The 16,820-nt window shown below is 65.2% G+C and carries 14 protein-coding genes and 2 pseudogenes; 6 read left to right on the forward strand and 10 right to left on the reverse strand.

Features of this window, described 5'->3' with window-relative positions:
* Positions 1-293: 293 nt before the first annotated feature.
* The 3 genes and pseudogenes from istB to ABMA10_RS18555 form a co-directional block, all read right to left on the reverse strand.
* Positions 294-1,091 (reverse strand): IS21-like element helper ATPase IstB, encoded by a 798-nt coding sequence (gene istB, locus ABMA10_RS18545; protein ID WP_431030803.1) that lies wholly within the window; start codon positions 1,089-1,091, stop codon positions 294-296.
* Positions 1,088-2,723: pseudogene (gene istA / locus ABMA10_RS18550) on the reverse strand (IS21 family transposase). The gene istB and the pseudogene istA overlap by 4 nt, the downstream one beginning before the upstream one ends.
* Positions 2,605-3,849, reverse strand: a complete 1,245-nt coding sequence (locus ABMA10_RS18555) for an IS256 family transposase (protein ID WP_431030682.1) — start codon at positions 3,847-3,849, stop codon at positions 2,605-2,607. The pseudogene istA and the gene ABMA10_RS18555 overlap by 119 nt, the downstream one beginning before the upstream one ends.
* 120 nt (positions 3,850-3,969) lie before the next feature.
* On the opposite strand from ABMA10_RS18555, the pseudogene ABMA10_RS18560 reads away from it, so the two are divergent.
* The 3 genes and pseudogenes from ABMA10_RS18560 to ABMA10_RS18570 form a co-directional block, all read left to right on the forward strand.
* A pseudogene (locus ABMA10_RS18560) lies at positions 3,970-4,830 on the forward strand (IS30 family transposase); the annotation flags it as partial.
* Between the two features lie 251 nt (positions 4,831-5,081).
* Entirely contained in the window at positions 5,082-5,318 is a 237-nt protein-coding gene (locus tag ABMA10_RS18565; RefSeq protein ID WP_431030804.1) for a hypothetical protein, read from the forward strand.
* A gap of 92 nt (positions 5,319-5,410) precedes the next feature.
* Positions 5,411-5,965: a GNAT family N-acetyltransferase gene (locus ABMA10_RS18570; protein ID WP_431030805.1), complete on the forward strand. Its 555-nt coding sequence runs from the start codon at positions 5,411-5,413 to the stop codon at positions 5,963-5,965.
* A 160-nt stretch (positions 5,966-6,125) separates the two neighbouring features.
* Here ABMA10_RS18570 and ABMA10_RS18575 read toward each other — a convergent pair whose 3' ends face one another.
* From ABMA10_RS18575 to ABMA10_RS18595, 5 genes are all read right to left on the reverse strand, one after another.
* Complete coding sequence (locus ABMA10_RS18575) at positions 6,126-7,424, reverse strand: carbohydrate-binding protein (protein WP_431030806.1); 1,299 nt, start codon at positions 7,422-7,424, stop codon at positions 6,126-6,128.
* A 953-nt stretch (positions 7,425-8,377) separates the two neighbouring features.
* Complete coding sequence (locus ABMA10_RS18580) at positions 8,378-9,796, reverse strand: carboxylesterase family protein (protein WP_431030807.1); 1,419 nt, start codon at positions 9,794-9,796, stop codon at positions 8,378-8,380.
* 23 nt (positions 9,797-9,819) lie between these two features.
* Positions 9,820-11,142: a replication-associated recombination protein A gene (locus ABMA10_RS18585; protein ID WP_431030808.1), complete on the reverse strand. Its 1,323-nt coding sequence runs from the start codon at positions 11,140-11,142 to the stop codon at positions 9,820-9,822.
* Positions 11,139-11,495: an MmcQ/YjbR family DNA-binding protein gene (locus tag ABMA10_RS18590; RefSeq protein WP_431030809.1), complete on the reverse strand. Its 357-nt coding sequence runs from the start codon at positions 11,493-11,495 to the stop codon at positions 11,139-11,141. Before ABMA10_RS18590 ends, ABMA10_RS18585 begins: the two co-directional genes overlap by 4 nt.
* Positions 11,492-11,878, reverse strand: a complete 387-nt coding sequence (locus ABMA10_RS18595) for an MmcQ/YjbR family DNA-binding protein (protein ID WP_431030810.1) — start codon at positions 11,876-11,878, stop codon at positions 11,492-11,494. The genes ABMA10_RS18590 and ABMA10_RS18595 overlap by 4 nt, the downstream gene beginning before the upstream one ends.
* Positions 11,879-11,955: 77 nt before the next feature.
* Between ABMA10_RS18595 and ABMA10_RS18600 the strand changes: the two genes are divergently transcribed.
* Positions 11,956-12,543, forward strand: coding sequence for a TetR/AcrR family transcriptional regulator (locus ABMA10_RS18600; protein WP_431030811.1), 588 nt, complete (start codon positions 11,956-11,958; stop codon positions 12,541-12,543).
* Positions 12,540-13,535: a zinc-binding dehydrogenase gene (locus tag ABMA10_RS18605; protein WP_431030812.1), complete on the forward strand. Its 996-nt coding sequence runs from the start codon at positions 12,540-12,542 to the stop codon at positions 13,533-13,535. Before ABMA10_RS18600 ends, ABMA10_RS18605 begins: the two co-directional genes overlap by 4 nt.
* A 322-nt stretch (positions 13,536-13,857) precedes the next feature.
* Here the strand turns inward: ABMA10_RS18605 and ABMA10_RS18610 are convergent, their stop codons facing one another.
* The gene (locus tag ABMA10_RS18610) at positions 13,858-14,142 is read right to left on the reverse strand and encodes a hypothetical protein (protein WP_431030813.1); all 285 of its coding nucleotides are present in this window, start codon (positions 14,140-14,142) and stop codon (positions 13,858-13,860) included.
* Positions 14,143-14,684: 542 nt separating this feature from the next.
* Here ABMA10_RS18610 and ABMA10_RS18615 point away from each other — a divergent pair.
* Positions 14,685-15,554, forward strand: coding sequence for an alpha/beta hydrolase (locus tag ABMA10_RS18615; protein WP_431030814.1), 870 nt, complete (start codon positions 14,685-14,687; stop codon positions 15,552-15,554).
* Positions 15,555-15,598: 44 nt separating this feature from the next.
* Here the strand turns inward: ABMA10_RS18615 and ABMA10_RS18620 are convergent, their stop codons facing one another.
* Positions 15,599-16,600, reverse strand: a complete 1,002-nt coding sequence (locus tag ABMA10_RS18620; protein WP_431030815.1) for an oxidoreductase — start codon at positions 16,598-16,600, stop codon at positions 15,599-15,601.
* Between the last annotated feature and the right edge of the window lie 220 nt (positions 16,601-16,820).

Below are 16,820 nucleotides of genomic sequence, written 5' to 3' on the forward strand. Positions count from 1 at the left end.
CCTCGCCAGCTACCTCAGCACACCAGTCCTACACCGCTTTCACCCAGATCCACAGCCCAGCAAATCTCCCCAACTAGCAACCCCACTAGCTCACTCATCACCACACCCGCCTTCCCCCTGGTCCGGCCTCTCCCTCCTTACTTCCCAATCTTCCGCGCTCAAGACACGCAGGGTGCGGGAGATTGGGAAGTAAGGCCACGCGGGGTGACTATGTCAAGGCTGGTTGGCGTCACCGCGGCGGTTGATTCTGGCCTCACCTGATGAGGTATTGCGGTTCAGTTGTGGGTGAGTTGCTATTTGGTGTGGGCGAGGCGGTAGGAGTCGGTGCCGGTCTCGATGATGTTGCCGCCGAAGGTGAGACGGTCGACGATCGCGGCGCAGAGCCTGGGGTCGGTGAAGGTCTTGGTCCAGCCCGAAAACGACTCATTCGATGCGATCGCGACGGAGTTCTTCTCTTCGCGTTCGGTGAGAACTTGGAAGAGGAGCTCGGCGCCGCGCCGGTCGAGCTCCATGTAGCCGAGCTCGTCGATCACGGTGAGCGGCGCGGCGTAGCGAGCGATGGTGCGGGCGAGGACTTTCTCGTCAGCGGCCTCGACGAGCTCGTTCACGAGCCGGGTTGCGAGGGTGTATTTGACCCGGTATCCCTTCTCCGCGGCCGCGGCCGCGGTGCCGAGGCCGATGGGGAGGTGAGATTTCCCCGTGCCGGAGTCACCGATGAGGCAGAGCGGTTGGCCTTTGCGGATCCATTCGCCTGAGGCGAGCTGGTGGATCGTCGCCGGGTTAATGTTGGGGTTCGCGTCGTAGTCGAAGTCCCCGAGCCACTTCTCGCGCGGGAAGTTCGCGGCCGAGACCCTGCGAACGGACGAGCGCCGGTCCCGGTCATCACACTCGGCCAGGAGCAACTCGGCGAGGAACCCCTGATAGGTGAGCTGTTCCTTCTCGGCGATCTTCGTTGCCTCACCGACGACCGCGCGGATCGTGGGCAGGCGCAACCGCCGACAGGCTTGATCAACGGCCGCGTTCGCGGCTTGCTCGGTCATACCTCGTCTGCGTCTCAGGGCGGTGGTGATGCTGGTTGTAATGGGGCTCATGTGCCGGTCTCTTCCTTCTCGGTGGGTGCAGATGTAAACATCGGGCTTCGAGAGGTGAGGAGTTCGTCGTAGCCGGCAACCGATGGCAGCGGGCGCCGGTCCGCGGGCAGTCCCGCGATGACCGCGGCCGCATCGGTGAGACGGCGCTGCGTGAGACTGACAACCCGTCGCTCGGGCTCGGGCGCATGTGCGACACGATGACGGCTTGAACTGGACCCACCTGCAGTTGCTGCGGGCCGGCGGGCCTCGACCGAGACGACGTCCGCGGTCACCGCCCCAACGCTCAGCGCTGGAGCGATCCCGGCAACAACATCAGCAGAGTCCATTGAACTGTGCAGCAACAGCACGTCGATCAATGCCCGCGTTCCTCCAGCTTCATCGTCCGTTCGCCGAGCCGCAGCCCAGAACGCTTCGTGCTCGCTGGTGAACGTGCCGGCGGCCCGTGCCTGGGCCAGCGCGGCGGAGCCAGGCATCGCTCCAGGTTTGCCGTGCAGGACCTCCAGATAGTGGTCGAGGTCGACGCTCTGCCCATGCATCGCGACCACCCGTTGATGCCTGGCGACCACGGTCCGCCCATCAGAGACGATGACCTCTGACGCGCGTAACGACACCCGGATCTTGCGACCGATGAACCGGGCCGGGACGGAGTACTTCGCCATCCGAACCGTGATCAAGCTCGACCGGTCAACGCGTGGTGTCAGTGCCAGCCCCCGACTCGAACCGCTCAAACGGGAGCGGCGACAACAACGACTGCTCGAGCCCGAAGTCCTGCCCGACAGTGCGGATCCGTTCGCCGATGCGTCGACGGTTGTCCGCCTCGTGCCAAGCCTCGATGCGCGCGTTCAACTCGTCCAACGAATCGACGACCGGCATCGGCGAGAGCCGGTTGCGGAGGAACCGACCCACCTCGCCTTCGATCCCGTCCTTCTCGGGAGCGCCCCTGATCCAGCGTTGACAGTAGAACGCATCGAACCCGTAGTGGGAACGAAACAACACCCACCGCGGATTCTCGGTCCGGCGCCGGCCCGCGCCATTGATCACCGTCGTGACAGCCGCCGTGAGGTTGTCATAGCGGATGTGTCGGGACGGGATCCCGCCGATCGTTTCAAACGCTGCGATGTGTCCCTCGAGGAACGCTTCCTGCCCTTGAGTCGAGTAGATCCGATGGACGGCCTTGCCGGAGTGCGAGAGCCGGAACGCGAACATATGGCACTTCGTTTTCACCCCGGTCAGCACCACCCAGACCTCACCGAAATCAACCTCTGCCTCAGCACCAGGTGCGTGTTGCTGCGGGACGAACACCTCCAGGTAACGGCCTGCTTCCACGTCGATCTCGGGCCGGCGCCGACGAACGTAGTCACGGACCGTCGAGTACGACAGAACAACAGCACCGTGCTCCTCTGCCAGACGGGCAAGGATCCGCACCGCGGTGTGGCGCTGCTTGCGCGGACCAGTCACATCCTCGGTCAAGCCCCGTGGAGTGGTGTAGCCGTGTGTCCTTCGATTCGTTGGGTTAGGCGCTGAGGGCGAGTTCTGGTTCGGGCACCTCGGTTCCGGTGTCGGGGACGATGGTGAGGCGGCTCTTGGCGAGGATGTCGAGTCCGAGGTAGCGGCGTCCCTCGGCCCATTCATCGGTCTGTTCGGCAAGGACGGCGCCGACGAGCCGGGTGATCGCGTCGCGATTGGGGAAGATGCCGACGGAGTCGGTGCGGCGACGGATTTCACGATTCAGGCGCTCGTTCGGGTTGTTCGACCAGATCTGCTGCCAGAGCCCCTCGGGGAACCCGGTGAACGCGAGGATGTCGGCGCGGGCAGCGTCGAGGTGTTCGTGAGCTGCGGGCAGTTTCCCGTCGACGTAGTCCAACAGCCGGTCGAACTGGGCGTGGACGGCGTCGGCGTCGGGCTGGTCGTAAACGGAGTGCAGCATAGCCTTGACCGCGGGCCAGAGACTCTTCGGGGTCACCGACATCAGGTTCGCGGCGTAGTGGGTGCGGCAGCGTTGCCAGGCCGCGCCGGGGAAGTTCGCGGCGATCGCCTCGACCAGACCGCGGTGCGCGTCGGAAGTGACCAGACGAACCCCGGTCAGACCGCGGGCGACGAGGTCGGCGAAGAACGTGTTCCACGCCGCCCCGGTCTCCGACGTGGCCACCCGCAGGCCCAGGACCTCGCGGCGCCCATCGGCGTTGACCCCGGTCGCGACGAGAACAACGGCGTTGATGACGCGTCCGCCTTCGCGGACTTTCATGGTGAGAGCGTCGGCGGCGACGAACGTGAATGGGCCGGCATCACCGAGCGGGCGGTGTCGGAATTGGTCAACGTGCTCGTCGAGGTCCGCAGCCATCCGGGACACTTGCGACTTCGACAACGAGTGAATCCCGAGGGTCTTCACGAGTTTGTCCATGCGGCGTGTGGAGACGCCGGCGAGGTAGCAGTCCGCGACGACGGTGATCAGGGCGGTCTCGGCGCGTTTGCGGCGCTCGAGGAGCCACTCCGGGAAGTAGGTGCCAGAGCGCAGCTTCGGGATCGCGACATCGATGGTCCCGGCGCGGGTATCGAGGTCGCGGTGCCGGTAGCCGTTGCGTTGGACGGTGCGACCCGGGGTGGGTTGGCCCCACTCGGCGCCGATCACCGCGTCAGCGTCGGCAGAGAGGAGCGCGTTGATCATGGTTTGCAGCAGCGACCGCATCAGATCGGGAGACGCGTCGGTCAGGGCTTCGCCAAGAAGGTGTGCAGGGTCGACAATATGTGGAGCGGTCATCGTGATGATGCCTTTCGAGTGGAGGTTAGAGACTTCTCGAAGGAGTCACACGGTGACCGCGCTCACGTCCAAGACCGAGCCGGCCACCGCAGGCTACACCACCTTATGGGGCACTACTGAGCTGGGTCAGCAGACAGTGCCGCGTGGGAACGCGCTCGGCGCCCTAAGCCGTCTCGACTCGCATCTCACGCCGAGCTATTGACCCTGGTTCGTGATCGCCTGGAACTCGATTGGTCACCGACGCAGATTGCGCAATGGCTTAAGCGCACCCATCCAGACGACCAGATGCTGCGGCTATCGCACGAATCGATCTATCGCACGATCTACGTATCAAGCCGTGACGAACTCGGTCCCCGTGCCGGGAGGCACCTCCGGTCGGGGCGCTCCGTGAGGCACGCAAGGAAATCCAAACAGTCGCACGGGAGAGGCGTCCTCCGGAACATGACTCCCATACGGGACCGACCAGCCATAGTGAACGAGCGCGTAGAAGTCGGACACTGGGAGGGAGATCTCGTGATGGGGAAACGACCTTCGACGGTCGCGACGCTCGTCGAACGAGCCACACGCTACGTCCGAGTGGTGCCCCTGCACGACGGCTACAAAGCCGACGCGGTCCGCCTCGCAATCGCCAGAGACCTCCGCGAGCTACCCCCAGATCTGCGAAAGTCACTGACCTGGGATCGCGGGCGCGAGATGGCCGAACATCAACAACTCTCGACAGATCTCGAGCTAGACATCTATTTCTGCGACCCGCGATCGCCCTGGCAGCGCGGGTCGAACGAGAACACGAATCGACTCTTGCGCCAATACCTGGCCAAGGGCGCAGATCTGCGCGATTTCTCCAGGCGGGACCTTGACGAGATTGCCCTGCGAATCAACACCCGGCCGCGCCATGTCCTCAACTGGGCCACGTCAGCGGAGTTGTTCCAGCAACACATGCCGGGGCAAACGTCGCGTCGAGGCACGGTTGAAGAGACGTGACAGGCCGCTGACTCAGCTACGCTCGCGGGGTGATTACTGAAGATGAGACTGTCCTTCACGTGACACCGGACGCCGCGTGGCTTCCTCTCCATGGCCGGGCCGAAGTGATCCGCCGAAGCAGCTCGCCCACGCCCATGTGCGTCGTCAGGCTCCTGCTCCGACAGGCAGACCGGGTCTTCTGCGTGCCTCGGCCGGAAACCGGACGACTCGACCTACCAATGCGGCTAGTCGGGCCCAACGATCCGAGTGGAGTGTTCGGAATCGCCAGCCTCACCGAGCAGATAACCGGCTACGGAACTCAACTCAAGTTTGCGGGCGCTGTGCGAAATGTCGTCGAATCACCGCAAGATGACTATGCCTGGCCGACGCCCCACGCACACTTCGGGGTATGGACTTCGGAGAACGCCCCAATCGTTGAAGGCACCTGGGTGAGCATCCGCGATGACTCCCAACTGCGCGACCGACACTGGTTCCCGCTCGTGCTGTGATACCGAACTGCTGGATAAAATCATCAGACTGGGTGGTGCGTTGACCGGTTGAGACCGCCATCGATTTCGGCGGCTGAGGGATAATCAACCCAATGGCTATAGATCTACTCGTCACTGCACATCAGGACCTCTCGGGTGCGGACCTCGATCGTCTACGGGAGCTCTTCGACGACGAGTACCTGCACGATTTCGGGGACTGGAATCCGGAGCGCCCCTATGGGTACGCCCCAGCGGACTTCCATGTGACTGCGACCCGCGCCGGGAAGCTGCTCGGTCACGTGGGATTCCAGATGCGCACCATTGGTGTCGGCGACCGTGACGTGCGCGTGGCCGGAGTCGGCGGAGTCCTCGTGAGCGATGCAGCCAGAGGTTCGGGGCTCGGTAGCCATCTGATGCACCGAGCACAGAAGAGTATGCGAGGCGATGCGGCCGTCTCGTTCGGATACCTCGGCTGCCGCCCCGAAGTTGTACCGTTCTATGAGTCAGTGGGCTGGACGCTCGTTCACGCGCGCGAACGCCACACAGCCCGACTGAATCCGGCGGAGATCATCGAGTCCGACTCCGCGCCGATCCTCATCTGCTCTGCAGTTCAACCTGTCCACGCGTGGCCCGAGGGCGATGTCGATCTGCGCGGCGGCGCCTGGTAGGAGCCGAAAGCTCGTACCGGTGGCTCGCAACCTGCACCTGGGAACGTGAACGGCGGCGTCGGTGGAGTGAGAGCCACTGCACACCGCGCTGGCAAATGATCCGAGCTCGCGCCGGTCGAGCGAGGTGGGGCTCGGCTTTCCGAGCCCCACCATGCTCACGTTATCGGCCGAGGTCCTTCAGGAATCGGTTCGTGTACGCGAGCGCCGGGGTGCCACTCATCGAACTGCAGGTCGCAGAGACCGCAGTCTGTCCGGCCGGGCAAGGGGTGTCGCGGTCGAGCGACCAGTAGTGGAGCCCAGCGAGCTTGTTCGCAACGACGTACGAGGTGACGGTGTCGACGTCGGCCAGCGTGAAGACGTTGCTGACGACGTCGTTGACCCCGAGCATCGGGGTCAGCTCGATCTTGGTCAGCGGCGTTCCATAGCTGTGCTGCAGGTTCACGGCTGCCTGAATCGCAGACGCGCCCATGTCGCAGGCCCCGTTCACGACGACGCATGCGTTGGGAGCCGCGGTGCCGTAGTCCATCGTCATGAGGTTGATGGTGTAGTTCGAGAGCGTCGACGCGTGAATCGCCTTCATCACAGTGTCACCGGTGCCGTTCAGGCCTCCGTAGGAGCCATCCGACGCTGCCAGCGTGGCAAGCGTGAATGAGAACCGGAGCTTCGGGTACTGCGTCTGGGCAGCCGCCGCAGCATTCACCAGGCTGCTGATCTGTGCGGGCGACTGTCCCGTCTCGATGTCGAAGTCGATGCCGACAAGGTGAGGGGACGCGTAGCGGTTGATGAAACCGTTCAGTCCCGCCCCGGAGGAGCAGTTGAAGGCGCCTGCGGCGCCTCCTGTGGAGACGACGTAGTCGATACCGGCGGCGTCGAGGGCCGGCACGTTCGCCTGCGCGAAGGCGCTTCCGGAGACGCCTGCCCACGTCTCGCTCTCGCACGTGCCGGTCGCGAAGGCGAGCGAGATTCCGCCCAGCTTGGGTACGGCCGTGGAGACGAGACTGTTACTGCCGCCGACGACAGGAATGGTCGTTCCGGTGATGGCGGTCTGGATCACGTTCGTGTTCCAGTTCAGATTCACCGTGACGTCTTTGTACGGGCTGAACAGGATTCCTGTCGCGGCCCCGGTTCCACCACCGTTGTTGCCGCCGCCATTGCCGCCACCGCCGTCGGTGATGCAGCTCCCGGTGGACGTCCACGGCTGCCCCGTCCCAGTTCCGCCTGAATGAGCACTCGGTTCATCCCCTGCGGTCCACCAATTGGCGGTGTAGTTCACCTGGTTCACGCTGACGCTGGCGCCGCCGGTGTACGCGGTCGATGCGCTCCACGCCGCTGCGCAGGCCGGTGCAGCCGCCTCGGCGGAAGCCGATCCCATCACCGTGCTGCCGACCACCGTGCCAGCGGCGAGGAATGCGATCGCAACCGCGCGACCTGCCCTTCTGAATCCCGTGTTGACCCTCATCTGATACCTCCAGTTTCAGCCTGCTCGGACATCGCCCCTCACCATCCGGGCATCATTGCCCGAATTTGTAAAAGGAGCTAACTAACTTTGTGAGATGAGCATATGGCGCGAAGTCGGCGCCCTACAAGGGGCCTTTTGGCGGACATGCGACGGCGGCGAGCCAGCCAAGGGACGGGTGGCGGGGCACGGCCGTTCCGTGCACCGGTGCGCAACCTGTTGACACCCATAGCGCCGTGCGGGTGGCACCGATTCGCTCGTCAGCAGCCACGACCGAGTGCCCCGGACTACGGTCGTTCAGACGCTATGCGGAGCGCGCAGCCTAGGTGGACACGGCGACGAGGGCGCATACGAGGCTGAGAAATCCGGAGTGCAACGCGAATGAAGAGCCCTGCCTGCCGGCGGTTCTGCCGATTCGAGAAGTGCGCGGAGTGCTCCCCAACGGGCCGAGGTAGGCATCGCGTCCGTCGAACAGTTCGGTGAACCTGCCGCCGACCGCTGCGGTGAGCACGTCGGAAATCCCGCTGGCGGTGCCTCCGTCATATGAGCCGCTCCAGGATTTCGCCCTCCCCTGCACCGGGACGATCCGTCCCTTCCGCCGGTGAGCCGTTCGCAGTGGAAGAAAGCCCCTACCATCAACAGCGTGGCCTCATGAGGAGAAGGAACTGATGCGACGCACGAAGAATGCTGCCAGACAAGATAGCGAGAGCTTGGAAGATTGGTTGCGGCGTCGTGTCGCCGAGCCTGGGAACGGAATCCCCATCGATCCGCGCATGACCCTTGATCTCTACGATCGGCTCGCGGCACTCGAGTCGCGTGTGCGGGACCTCGAGTCGCGCGGAACCGCTGACACCGATAGACAGCGCTGATGTCGATGGCCTCGACGCGAGCAGTGCGGTCCGCGAGGTGCGTGCCGTCTTGAGTGCAACCCGTAGCGCCCACAGTGCATTCTTCGCTCAGGGTCGCTCAATGCCATCGAAGGTGTTCAGGACCTTCGCTGCGTGGGCGGTGGGGTCGTAGGGCGGGTTGCCGATGCCCATGGTGGTGGGCTCTGTCGTGACCGCCTCCCACAGGGCGTCGGTGTTGCCTTCGGCGAGGGTGAGGAGGCTGTCGCGGACGAAAGTGTCGCGCACGATTTGTTCCTCGCCGGCACCGGGCTTTGTCTGCCCGACGATGCCATACATCTCCGTGCCATGAACGGCGGGGTCGCCGTCGGCGGGGCCGACGCACAGCAGGTACGCGTTCCCGCCTGCTGCAGCGTGCGCGAGAGCACCGCGGGCTTGGGGCAGGGTGAAGGAGAAGTTCGTGAGCAACACCCCGCGGACCTGCACGGGGGTGCGACCGTCGACGTCGAACGCGGCGACGATCTCCCGGGCACGGGAGAGGGTGATCCGGTTCCGGTACGCGAATTCTCCAACGAGGCCGTCGATGCTGCCGGGATCGAAATCTTCGGTCCTGTTGAGGACCCACCAATCGGTCTCCCCGGTGGTGCTGCTGAAGAGGATGTCGATGTCTCGGTGCCGACCAGACTCGAGGACCCGCATGGGGTGATCGGTGAGGATGCCGTTGGGCTGGTTACGGTCGTCAACGACCGCGATCACCTCGTTGTCGACACCGTGTGCTGCCCCAGGGTCTGATGATTGGGTGTTGCTCATGGCTTCGGCGAGGACGTGCGCGTCAACGGTCAGGAGCTGCTCGGGATCGTCCTGCACACCGAGCGCGGTCAGGACCTTGAGGGCTCGTGCTTCGGCGCCCCAGGCCGGGACCTGACGTGCAGGCATACCCGAGAACGTGGCGAGGCGGTGGTAGAGCCCGTCGGCTGAGGGTGCGGCGAGCAGTTCGAGGGTATTGAACGCGCCGGCGCTGTGGCCGGTGACCGTGACGTTGTCAGGGTCACCGCCGAAGCGGGCGATGTTCTCCCGCACCCACCGCAGTGCGGTGATGACGTCCTGCAGGCCGAGGTTCGACGCCTCGGCGAGTGCGCCGCCGTACTGGGAGAGGGAGAGCCATCCGAACGCGCCGAGCCGGTAGTTGATGGAGACGCCGACGGCCCGTCCGGTCGCGGCGAGGCCGGATGCGTTCGAGGTGGTCTGCGTGTTCGAGCCGAGCATCCACCCGCCGCCGAAGATGTAGACGACCACGGGCAACGGCTTGCCGCTGGCGTCTTCGGGGGCCCAGACGTTGAGGTTCAGGCAGTCCTCGCTGAACCCGTTGTCGGCCTCCAGCCACGAAGTGTCCCCGGCCTGGAGCGGCGCGGGGCCTTTCCGGTCGTACGGCAGGTCAGGGTCGAACCGCAACGGCACGGGCTTGCGGAAGCGTTCCGCGGTGGCGTAGGGGATGCCAAGCCAAGAGCGGATGGGGTGCGATTCAGACATGGGGTGAGCCTTTCGAGCGGTGGTCAATTGTCTTCAGGTGTTGCCGCCGTGGACCCGGATTGGTTGTCGCGGAGCTGTGCCCAGTGACGGAGTCGTTCGCTGATGGCGCGTTCATAGCCACCGGTGGTGGGTTCGTAGAACGTCTCCCGGGGCAGCCCCTCGGGGAAGTAGTCAGCGCCGGAGAACCCGGTGTCGGTGTCTGGGTCGTACTGGTACCCCTCGCCGTAGCCGAGGTCCTTCATCAACCGGGTCGGGGCGTTGAGGATGTGAGGTGGCGGCATGAGGGAACCGGTGCGTTTCGCGGCTGCCCAGGCCTTGTTGAACCCGCGGTACACGCCGATCGATTTCGGCGCGGTCGCGAGGTAGAGCACGGCCTGTGCGATGGCGAGCTCGCCTTCGGGAGAGCCGAGGCGTTCGTAGACGTCCCACGCCGCAAGAGCTTGCTGCACGGCGTTCGGGTCGGCGAGGCCGATGTCTTCGGTTGCGAATCGGGTGATCCGCCGCGCGATGAACAATGGGTCTTCTCCCCCGTCGAGCATCCGCGCCAGCCAGTACAGGGCCGCATCCGGATCGGAACCCCGCATGGATTTATGCAGCGCCGAGATGAGGTTGTAGTGCCCCTCCTGCGACTTGTCGTAGAGCGGCGCCCGCTTCTGCACGGCAGCGGCCAGCGTGGCGGTGTCGACAGGGCTGGGAAGGTTCTGGACCTGTTCGATCATGTTCAAGAGGAAACGGCCGTCGCCGTCAGCCATGGCGATGAGTGATTGCCGGGCGTCCGCGTCGAGCGGGAGCAGTACGCCGGCGAGCGCTTCCGCTCGGCTGATGAGGGTGTCGAGCGCAGCCTCGTCGAGGCGTTTCAGGACGAACACCTGCGTACGAGACAGGAGTGCCCCGTTGAGCTCGAAGCTGGGGTTCTCTGTCGTCGCGCCGACGAGGATGATGGTGCCGTCTTCGACGTAGGGCAGGAACGAGTCCTGCTGGGCACGGTTGAACCGGTGGATCTCGTCCACGAACAACAACGTGCCTTGTCCGATCTCTCGCCGTTGCTTCGCCGCCTGGAAGATCTTCCGGAGGTCCGCGACGCCGGAGAACGTCGCCGAGAGTGGCTCGAACGCCAGATCGGTCTGCTCGGCGAGGAGCCGGGCGATGGTCGTCTTCCCACACCCGGGTGGCCCCCACAACACCATCGACACCAGGCGCTGCCCCGCAACCATCCGTCCGATCGGGGCGTCGGCGGCGAGGAGGTGGCCCTGGCCCACGACGTCCTGCAGGGTGCGAGGCCAGAGCCGGTCGGCCAAAGGACGAGAGGCGTCATCGACGTCGAAGAGAGATGTGGTGTCGTTCACGACCGCTCCGAGTGACGAGCGTCCGCAAGGTCGTAAGAGGTGTGGACGAGGTTCTCGATGACCTCAGCCGAGATTCCCGCACCCGGCCCGACCGAGATCCAATGCCGCTTGTCGAGATAGTGCCCGACGGTGATCGCCTCGTGGTCGCGGCGGAGCGCATCGCCGTGGTGCGGGTCGACCTTCACGGTGATGATCTGCAGCTCAGGGTCATCGTCGGTGACGATCAGGAACACCTTGTCTCCCACTTTCCACACGTCCAAGTGCGGGGTGAACGGATGCCCGTGGGACACATCAGGCAGAGACGCCGCCGTGTCGCGGGCGAGCCGCTGCAACCGCACCCCGGAGAGCGTCACCGCGCATCCTGACCGAACGTCGAAGGATCGACCGGTCGCTTCGCATGCGGGAGGTTCTCCACGACGAGCAGATACGACTCCGTGACCAGATCCTCGATCAGCTGCCTCTGCAGCCCACCTGAGGGGTGCAGGGTGATCCAGTGCTTCTTGTTCATGTGATACCCGGGAGTGATGTCGTCGTACTGTTCCTGCAGCGCCTTCCCCTCCCCCGGTTCTGCCTTCAGGATCACGATCGGCTCACCGGTGACATCCGTCATCAGCATGAAGACCTTGTCCCGCACTTTGAAGACGTCCCAGCCGGGTCCGAACGGGTGCTCCAGGTTCGCGCCGGGAAGTTCCTGCACTCGTGCCCGAGCATGTTGCTGCAATTCCTCGCCGTCCATGCGGTCTCCTCCGTCGTGAGCTAGATTGGAAGCTAATACGTACGAGTGTACGCACTCGCTCAGACAATGGAGAAGATGTGCGCCGAGGAAAACCCAACGACCCGGGACGCCGTGACCGGATCCTGCAGGCCACCCTCGAGGTGATCACCGCCGACGGTGTGGCCGGGGCGTCGTATCGGGGTATCGCCGCGCACGCCGGGGTGCCGCTAGGGTCGATGACCTACTACTTCCCGACCCTCGAGGGCCTCATCGTGAGCGCGTTCGACTCGACCCGCCGCCACCTCGAACCCCGCTACGAGGCGCCGCTGCGCGATGCCCGCACCCCGGCCGACCTCGTCGACATGCTCGTCGAGGCGACGATCGGTGCGACGAGTCCGACGCTCGACGACATCCGCCTGTACGCGGAGATACGCCACTACGGCGCCCGGAACCCCGAAGTGGCAGCAGTCCTGCAAGCAGTCGAGGACGACTCGCTCGTCATGCTCCACGGATTGGTTGCGAACAGCACCGCGCTCACCATCAATGCTCTCCTGTGGGGCTTGTGGAGCCACCGGCTGGCACACCCCGACACGGCGCTCGACGAGGGAGCCGTCCGCCGGGCCTTCGCAGCCCTCGTCACCGTCCCCGCCTCCGATCACCCGTTCCACACGAAGGAGCAGTCATGACCGACACCATGCGCGCGATCCGCCTCACCGGCCCCGCCGACATCGACAGCTTGACCGTCAGTCACGTGCCGATCCCCGAAGTACGCCCCGGCTGGGTGCGCATCCAGGTGAAAGCGTTCGGTGTCAACGAGTCCGAGGTCACGAGCCGCAAGGGAGAATCCGATTCCGCCTTCACCTTCCCCCGCATCCTCGGTATCGAAGCAGTCGGTGTCGTGGATGCCGTCGGTGAAGGTGTCACTCTTGCCGCTGGCCAGAAGGTCGCCACGATGATGGGCGGCCTCGGCCGAACCATCGACGGCAGCTACGCCGAGTACACCGTCGTCGACGCAGCGAACGCGATCCCCTTCGACACCGAGCTGGGATGGGATGTCGTCGGCGGCCTCCCCGAGATGCTGCAGACCGCGCACGGCGCACTCACCACGGGCCTCGCCCTACAGCCGGGACAGAGCGTCCTCATCCACGGTGCGACCTCCACCGTCGGACTCACCGCTGTTGCGATCGCGCACCAGACCGGCGCCACCGTCTTCGCCACCACCCGAAATCCCACGAGTGCCGACTTGCTCACCGAGGTCGGCGCCAACCATGTCCTCGTCGATGACGAGACGCTCATCGACGCGATCAGCACGCTCGCGCCTGATGGCCTCGACGCCGCCCTGGAACTCGTCAGCGCGGCAGCCCTTCCCGCGACCCTGTCCATGATCCGCCCCGGCGGCACCGTCTGCTTCGTCGGAGCACTCGACGGCACCTGGACCATCCCGGACTTCAACCCGTTCACCATCCCTACCGGCGTTCGCCTCACCAGCTACGCCGGCGGAGCAACCGACCTCCCCGCCGACGCGCTCCGACGCTACCTGACAGCCATCGAAGCAGGCACACTGCACACCGTCATCGCGGGCACATTTGCGGGGCTGGACAAGGTCGCCGACGCACACCGCAGCCTCGAGTCCCGCCCCCAGCCCGGCAAGTTCGTCGTGGTCATACCTGCCTCGTGATCATCAGCGCGGGTGCCGTGCTGCGTCTCAGAGATGCACCCCTCGCTGGGACACTCGGGTTGAACGTCCCCTGTTGTTCCGTCAAGCGGCATTTCGGGTCTCAAGCCGACCGGCTGCGTCACTGTCATCCGCTCCCTGGGAACGGACGAGCGGTCGACATCTCCAAGGTGCTGCTCGTTGGCACGCGCTGTACGCCCATTCCTGCGACGCATACCCTCCGGGGCCAAGCCCCGACTGCGACAGTGGTCGCATCACTGCGTGTGCAACACATGCGGCCGATGGAGGATCGCCGGCCCGCGGCGCGACACACCTGGACGAGGCGCTACGTGCGGACGCCGCCTGTCGGCCCGGTCTCCCCAGACTGCGCGTTGACGTGGGCGACGAATTTCTCGAGCTGTGCGCGGCGTTCGACGTCGTAGAAGAAGGCGTACTGTCCGCCGTGCTCCGGGCGGATGGTCAGCATCTTCTTACCGATCAGAATCACCGGTCTCATCGCGACGTGGAAGCGCTGGACGTCGGCGAAACCGAAGACCTCCAGGACTCGCCCGTCGAAGCTCAGCAGCGCAGAAGAACTCGCCCACACCTCAAGGCAACGTGTTGGTTCCACACGACCACCATAGACTCCGCAAGGAGCGCCTGACGGTCCGGATCTGCCCGCGGATGAGCCGACGGCCGGCCATCGGCGGGGCGAGAACGAGCACGCACAGGTTACGAACGGGCACCCGGACTCATCGGCGAGTCGGGGTGCCCGTCGTACTCGGCGGTGTGCCGCTCGGGAAACGACATGGCCCACTGCATGCCAGCCACGAGACCCGAAACGGGCCCGACACGAACCCCGCCCACTGGCCCATCCTGGCATCAGCAGGGTCCGGGCCGAGTGGTCCCGACCATACGCCGCATCACCGAGCACCGCCAGTACCGAACCCGGCACGCACAAACACACACGCAGCGTTCGTGGATTGCCGCTGCCGCTCGAGCAGTGGAGTCGGCGCCTTGCACGGGGTCTTCGGCATGCCTCCCAGGACGTCGAGCTCGTGCATCTCACCCGCCCGTCGCGCACTCTCCCCCTCACGGCGGACGTGGACGAGCGCACCGTTTGGAAGACTGGTCACGTGCGAGAGAGCACAGTGCTTCAGGAAGGGAAACGCCATGAGCGCGATATTGAACGGATGTCTACCAGACACGGATTACTTCGAGATCGCCGCCAAGTCAGGGCATCGTTACGGCGTCTGGGTGACCACACCTCCCGGCTATGCAGACTCGAATGACCCACTGCCACTGATCTACGTCGTGGATGGCAACTGGGCTGTCGGCCTCACCGCACCTCTCATCGTCACCCAGGCGGACCCCTTCCTCCAGATCGCCCCGTACATCCAGGTCAGCGTCGGCTATGCCGGTGACGAGGCGGCAGCCTGGGCACACCGACGCAACCGCGACCTCGTGCCGCCGGGTGAGCCCGTCAGCGACGAGATGGTAGCCACCGTCGCCTCTGCCCGTGAGACGGGCGCGATGACAACCGAACAGGCGGATGCCTACCTCGCGGAGCTCGCCGACACCCATGCAGACACCTTCCTCGACTTCCTGAGCGCCGAACTCCATCCCCACCTGCAATCGCGGTGGCGGGTCAGCGGTTCCGGACACGGTCTCTTCGGCTACTCCTACGGAGGGCTGTTCACTCTCTACGCATGGCTACGCGCGGCAGTCCCCTTCACCTCCTTCGGCGCGGGCACCCCGGGAGTTGCGAGCGCGGACAGCCAGATCTTCAAACTCATCGACGCCATGCCCGAGCACCGCACCGACGCCACCGCGCAACGGCTGCACGTCACCGTGAACGAACTGGAAGTCCTCGGCGACATGCCGATCTACCGCCGGATCGCGCAGAACGTCCTCACCGTCTTGGATGAGTTACACGCGACGGGACGATCAGCGGAGCTCTCAAGCTCCATCCTGCACGAGACACACGTCACAGGGCTGCAGGCGTCGTTCCTCAGCTACCTCAAGGCGTGCCATACCCGTTGAACGCTCGAGCTACGGGGGCTTCGTCACGTCGGCCCGATACGGGCTCAGCCGGGTCCGTCGCTCGCGGCTGCGAGCAGCGGCACGAGGATGTCGCTGATCGGCGTCGGGATACCGTGTGCGCTCCCCCGGCGCTGGATCACCGCGTTGCGGACATCCCACTCGAGCGGTTGCCGCCGTTCGCGGTCGCTGAGGATCGACGTCCCCCGGTCAGTGGGAGCAGCTCGAAACTGCTCGAGGACACGGACGGCTTCATCATCGTCGAGGTTCGCGCCCTCGGCCCGCGCGACGGCGGCGCATTCCTGCAGGTAGCCGAGAGCCAACCGACCGATGTCCTCGCGGCGATACATGCCCGATCGTCGCCCCGTCAACGCCATGAGGCCGGCGGCCGCGTTTTGGAGAAGCTTCCGCCAAGCCAGGGTCGTGAACTCGAGCGAGACGTCAACGACGCAGCGTGAACCGCGCATCGCGTTCACAATCACCTCTGATCCGGGCACATCCGGCAAGGACAGGCGCGGCAGACTCAGCAGGGTGACCGAACCGCCCGGCTGACGCGCCGCCGGGAACCAGACGACCGCCGGCACGACCGAACCACCCAGAACCAGGGGTTCGACTGCTTCACGTTGTTCCACTCCGTTCTGCAACACGCAGACGACAGTGCCCTGACCGCATAGCGTGGCGAGCCAGCTTGCGGCGGCGGCCGTCTGCGTGGCCTTCACCGCGAGGAAGACGAGGTCTGCGGTTCCCTGGAACTCGCCCGGATCCGTGTGGATCGGCCCCGGAACGACCACGGTCTCGTGCTCGTACTCAAGCCGGAGTTCCGGCCTGCTCGAGCGCCCAGCGATGAATGGCGTGCGTCCCTGTTCGTGAAGCGCCGCAGCGACCACTGTTCCGATCGCACCCGGCCCGATCACGGCGATGAACGGCGTGCGTCGCTGAGCAAGCATTGCGTCCGGCCGATCTTCGCGGGCTCCGCTTGGGAGGGAGCACTGGTTGATGGAGAGACGGTCGAGTCCGAGCACGTCATCGCCGGGGCTGATGGCTGACATGAGACGACGATAGCGGCGGGAACTGGATGCCACCGGCCGACAGCTGCCTCTGCGGTCGGCGCGCACGTGATCATCGCGGACACGATGGCTCTGTCACGCCCATGCTGCTGGAGCAGCGCCACCCCGGCGTGGTGCGAGGCTGCGACGTGAGCCGTCACGGTCTGCTCCGCCGGGACTGCGGCCAGGAGGAGTTGCGTCGGTGGTCGAGGAAGGGGATGTT

This window comes from Plantibacter sp. RU18 (genome assembly GCF_050613355.1).
In the GTDB taxonomy this organism is placed as follows: Bacteria; Actinomycetota; Actinomycetes; order Actinomycetales; family Microbacteriaceae; genus Plantibacter.

Excerpts from the sequence above, each read along its gene's own strand:
- istB (WP_431030803.1), bottom strand. The coding sequence starts at position 1,091 with ATGAGCCCCATTACAACCAGCATCACCACCGCCCTGAGACGCAGACGA.
- ABMA10_RS18555 (WP_431030682.1), bottom strand. The coding sequence starts at position 3,849 with ATGACCGCTCCACATATTGTCGACCCTGCACACCTTCTTGGCGAAGCC.
- ABMA10_RS18570 (WP_431030805.1), top strand. The coding sequence starts at position 5,411 with ATGGCTATAGATCTACTCGTCACTGCACATCAGGACCTCTCGGGTGCG.
- ABMA10_RS18575 (WP_431030806.1), bottom strand. The coding sequence starts at position 7,424 with ATGAGGGTCAACACGGGATTCAGAAGGGCAGGTCGCGCGGTTGCGATC.
- ABMA10_RS18580 (WP_431030807.1), bottom strand. The coding sequence starts at position 9,796 with ATGTCTGAATCGCACCCCATCCGCTCTTGGCTTGGCATCCCCTACGCC.
- ABMA10_RS18595 (WP_431030810.1), bottom strand. The coding sequence starts at position 11,878 with ATGGACGGCGAGGAATTGCAGCAACATGCTCGGGCACGAGTGCAGGAA.
- ABMA10_RS18605 (WP_431030812.1), top strand. The coding sequence starts at position 12,540 with ATGACCGACACCATGCGCGCGATCCGCCTCACCGGCCCCGCCGACATC.
- ABMA10_RS18615 (WP_431030814.1), top strand. The coding sequence starts at position 14,685 with ATGAGCGCGATATTGAACGGATGTCTACCAGACACGGATTACTTCGAG.
- ABMA10_RS18620 (WP_431030815.1), bottom strand. The coding sequence starts at position 16,600 with ATGTCAGCCATCAGCCCCGGCGATGACGTGCTCGGACTCGACCGTCTC.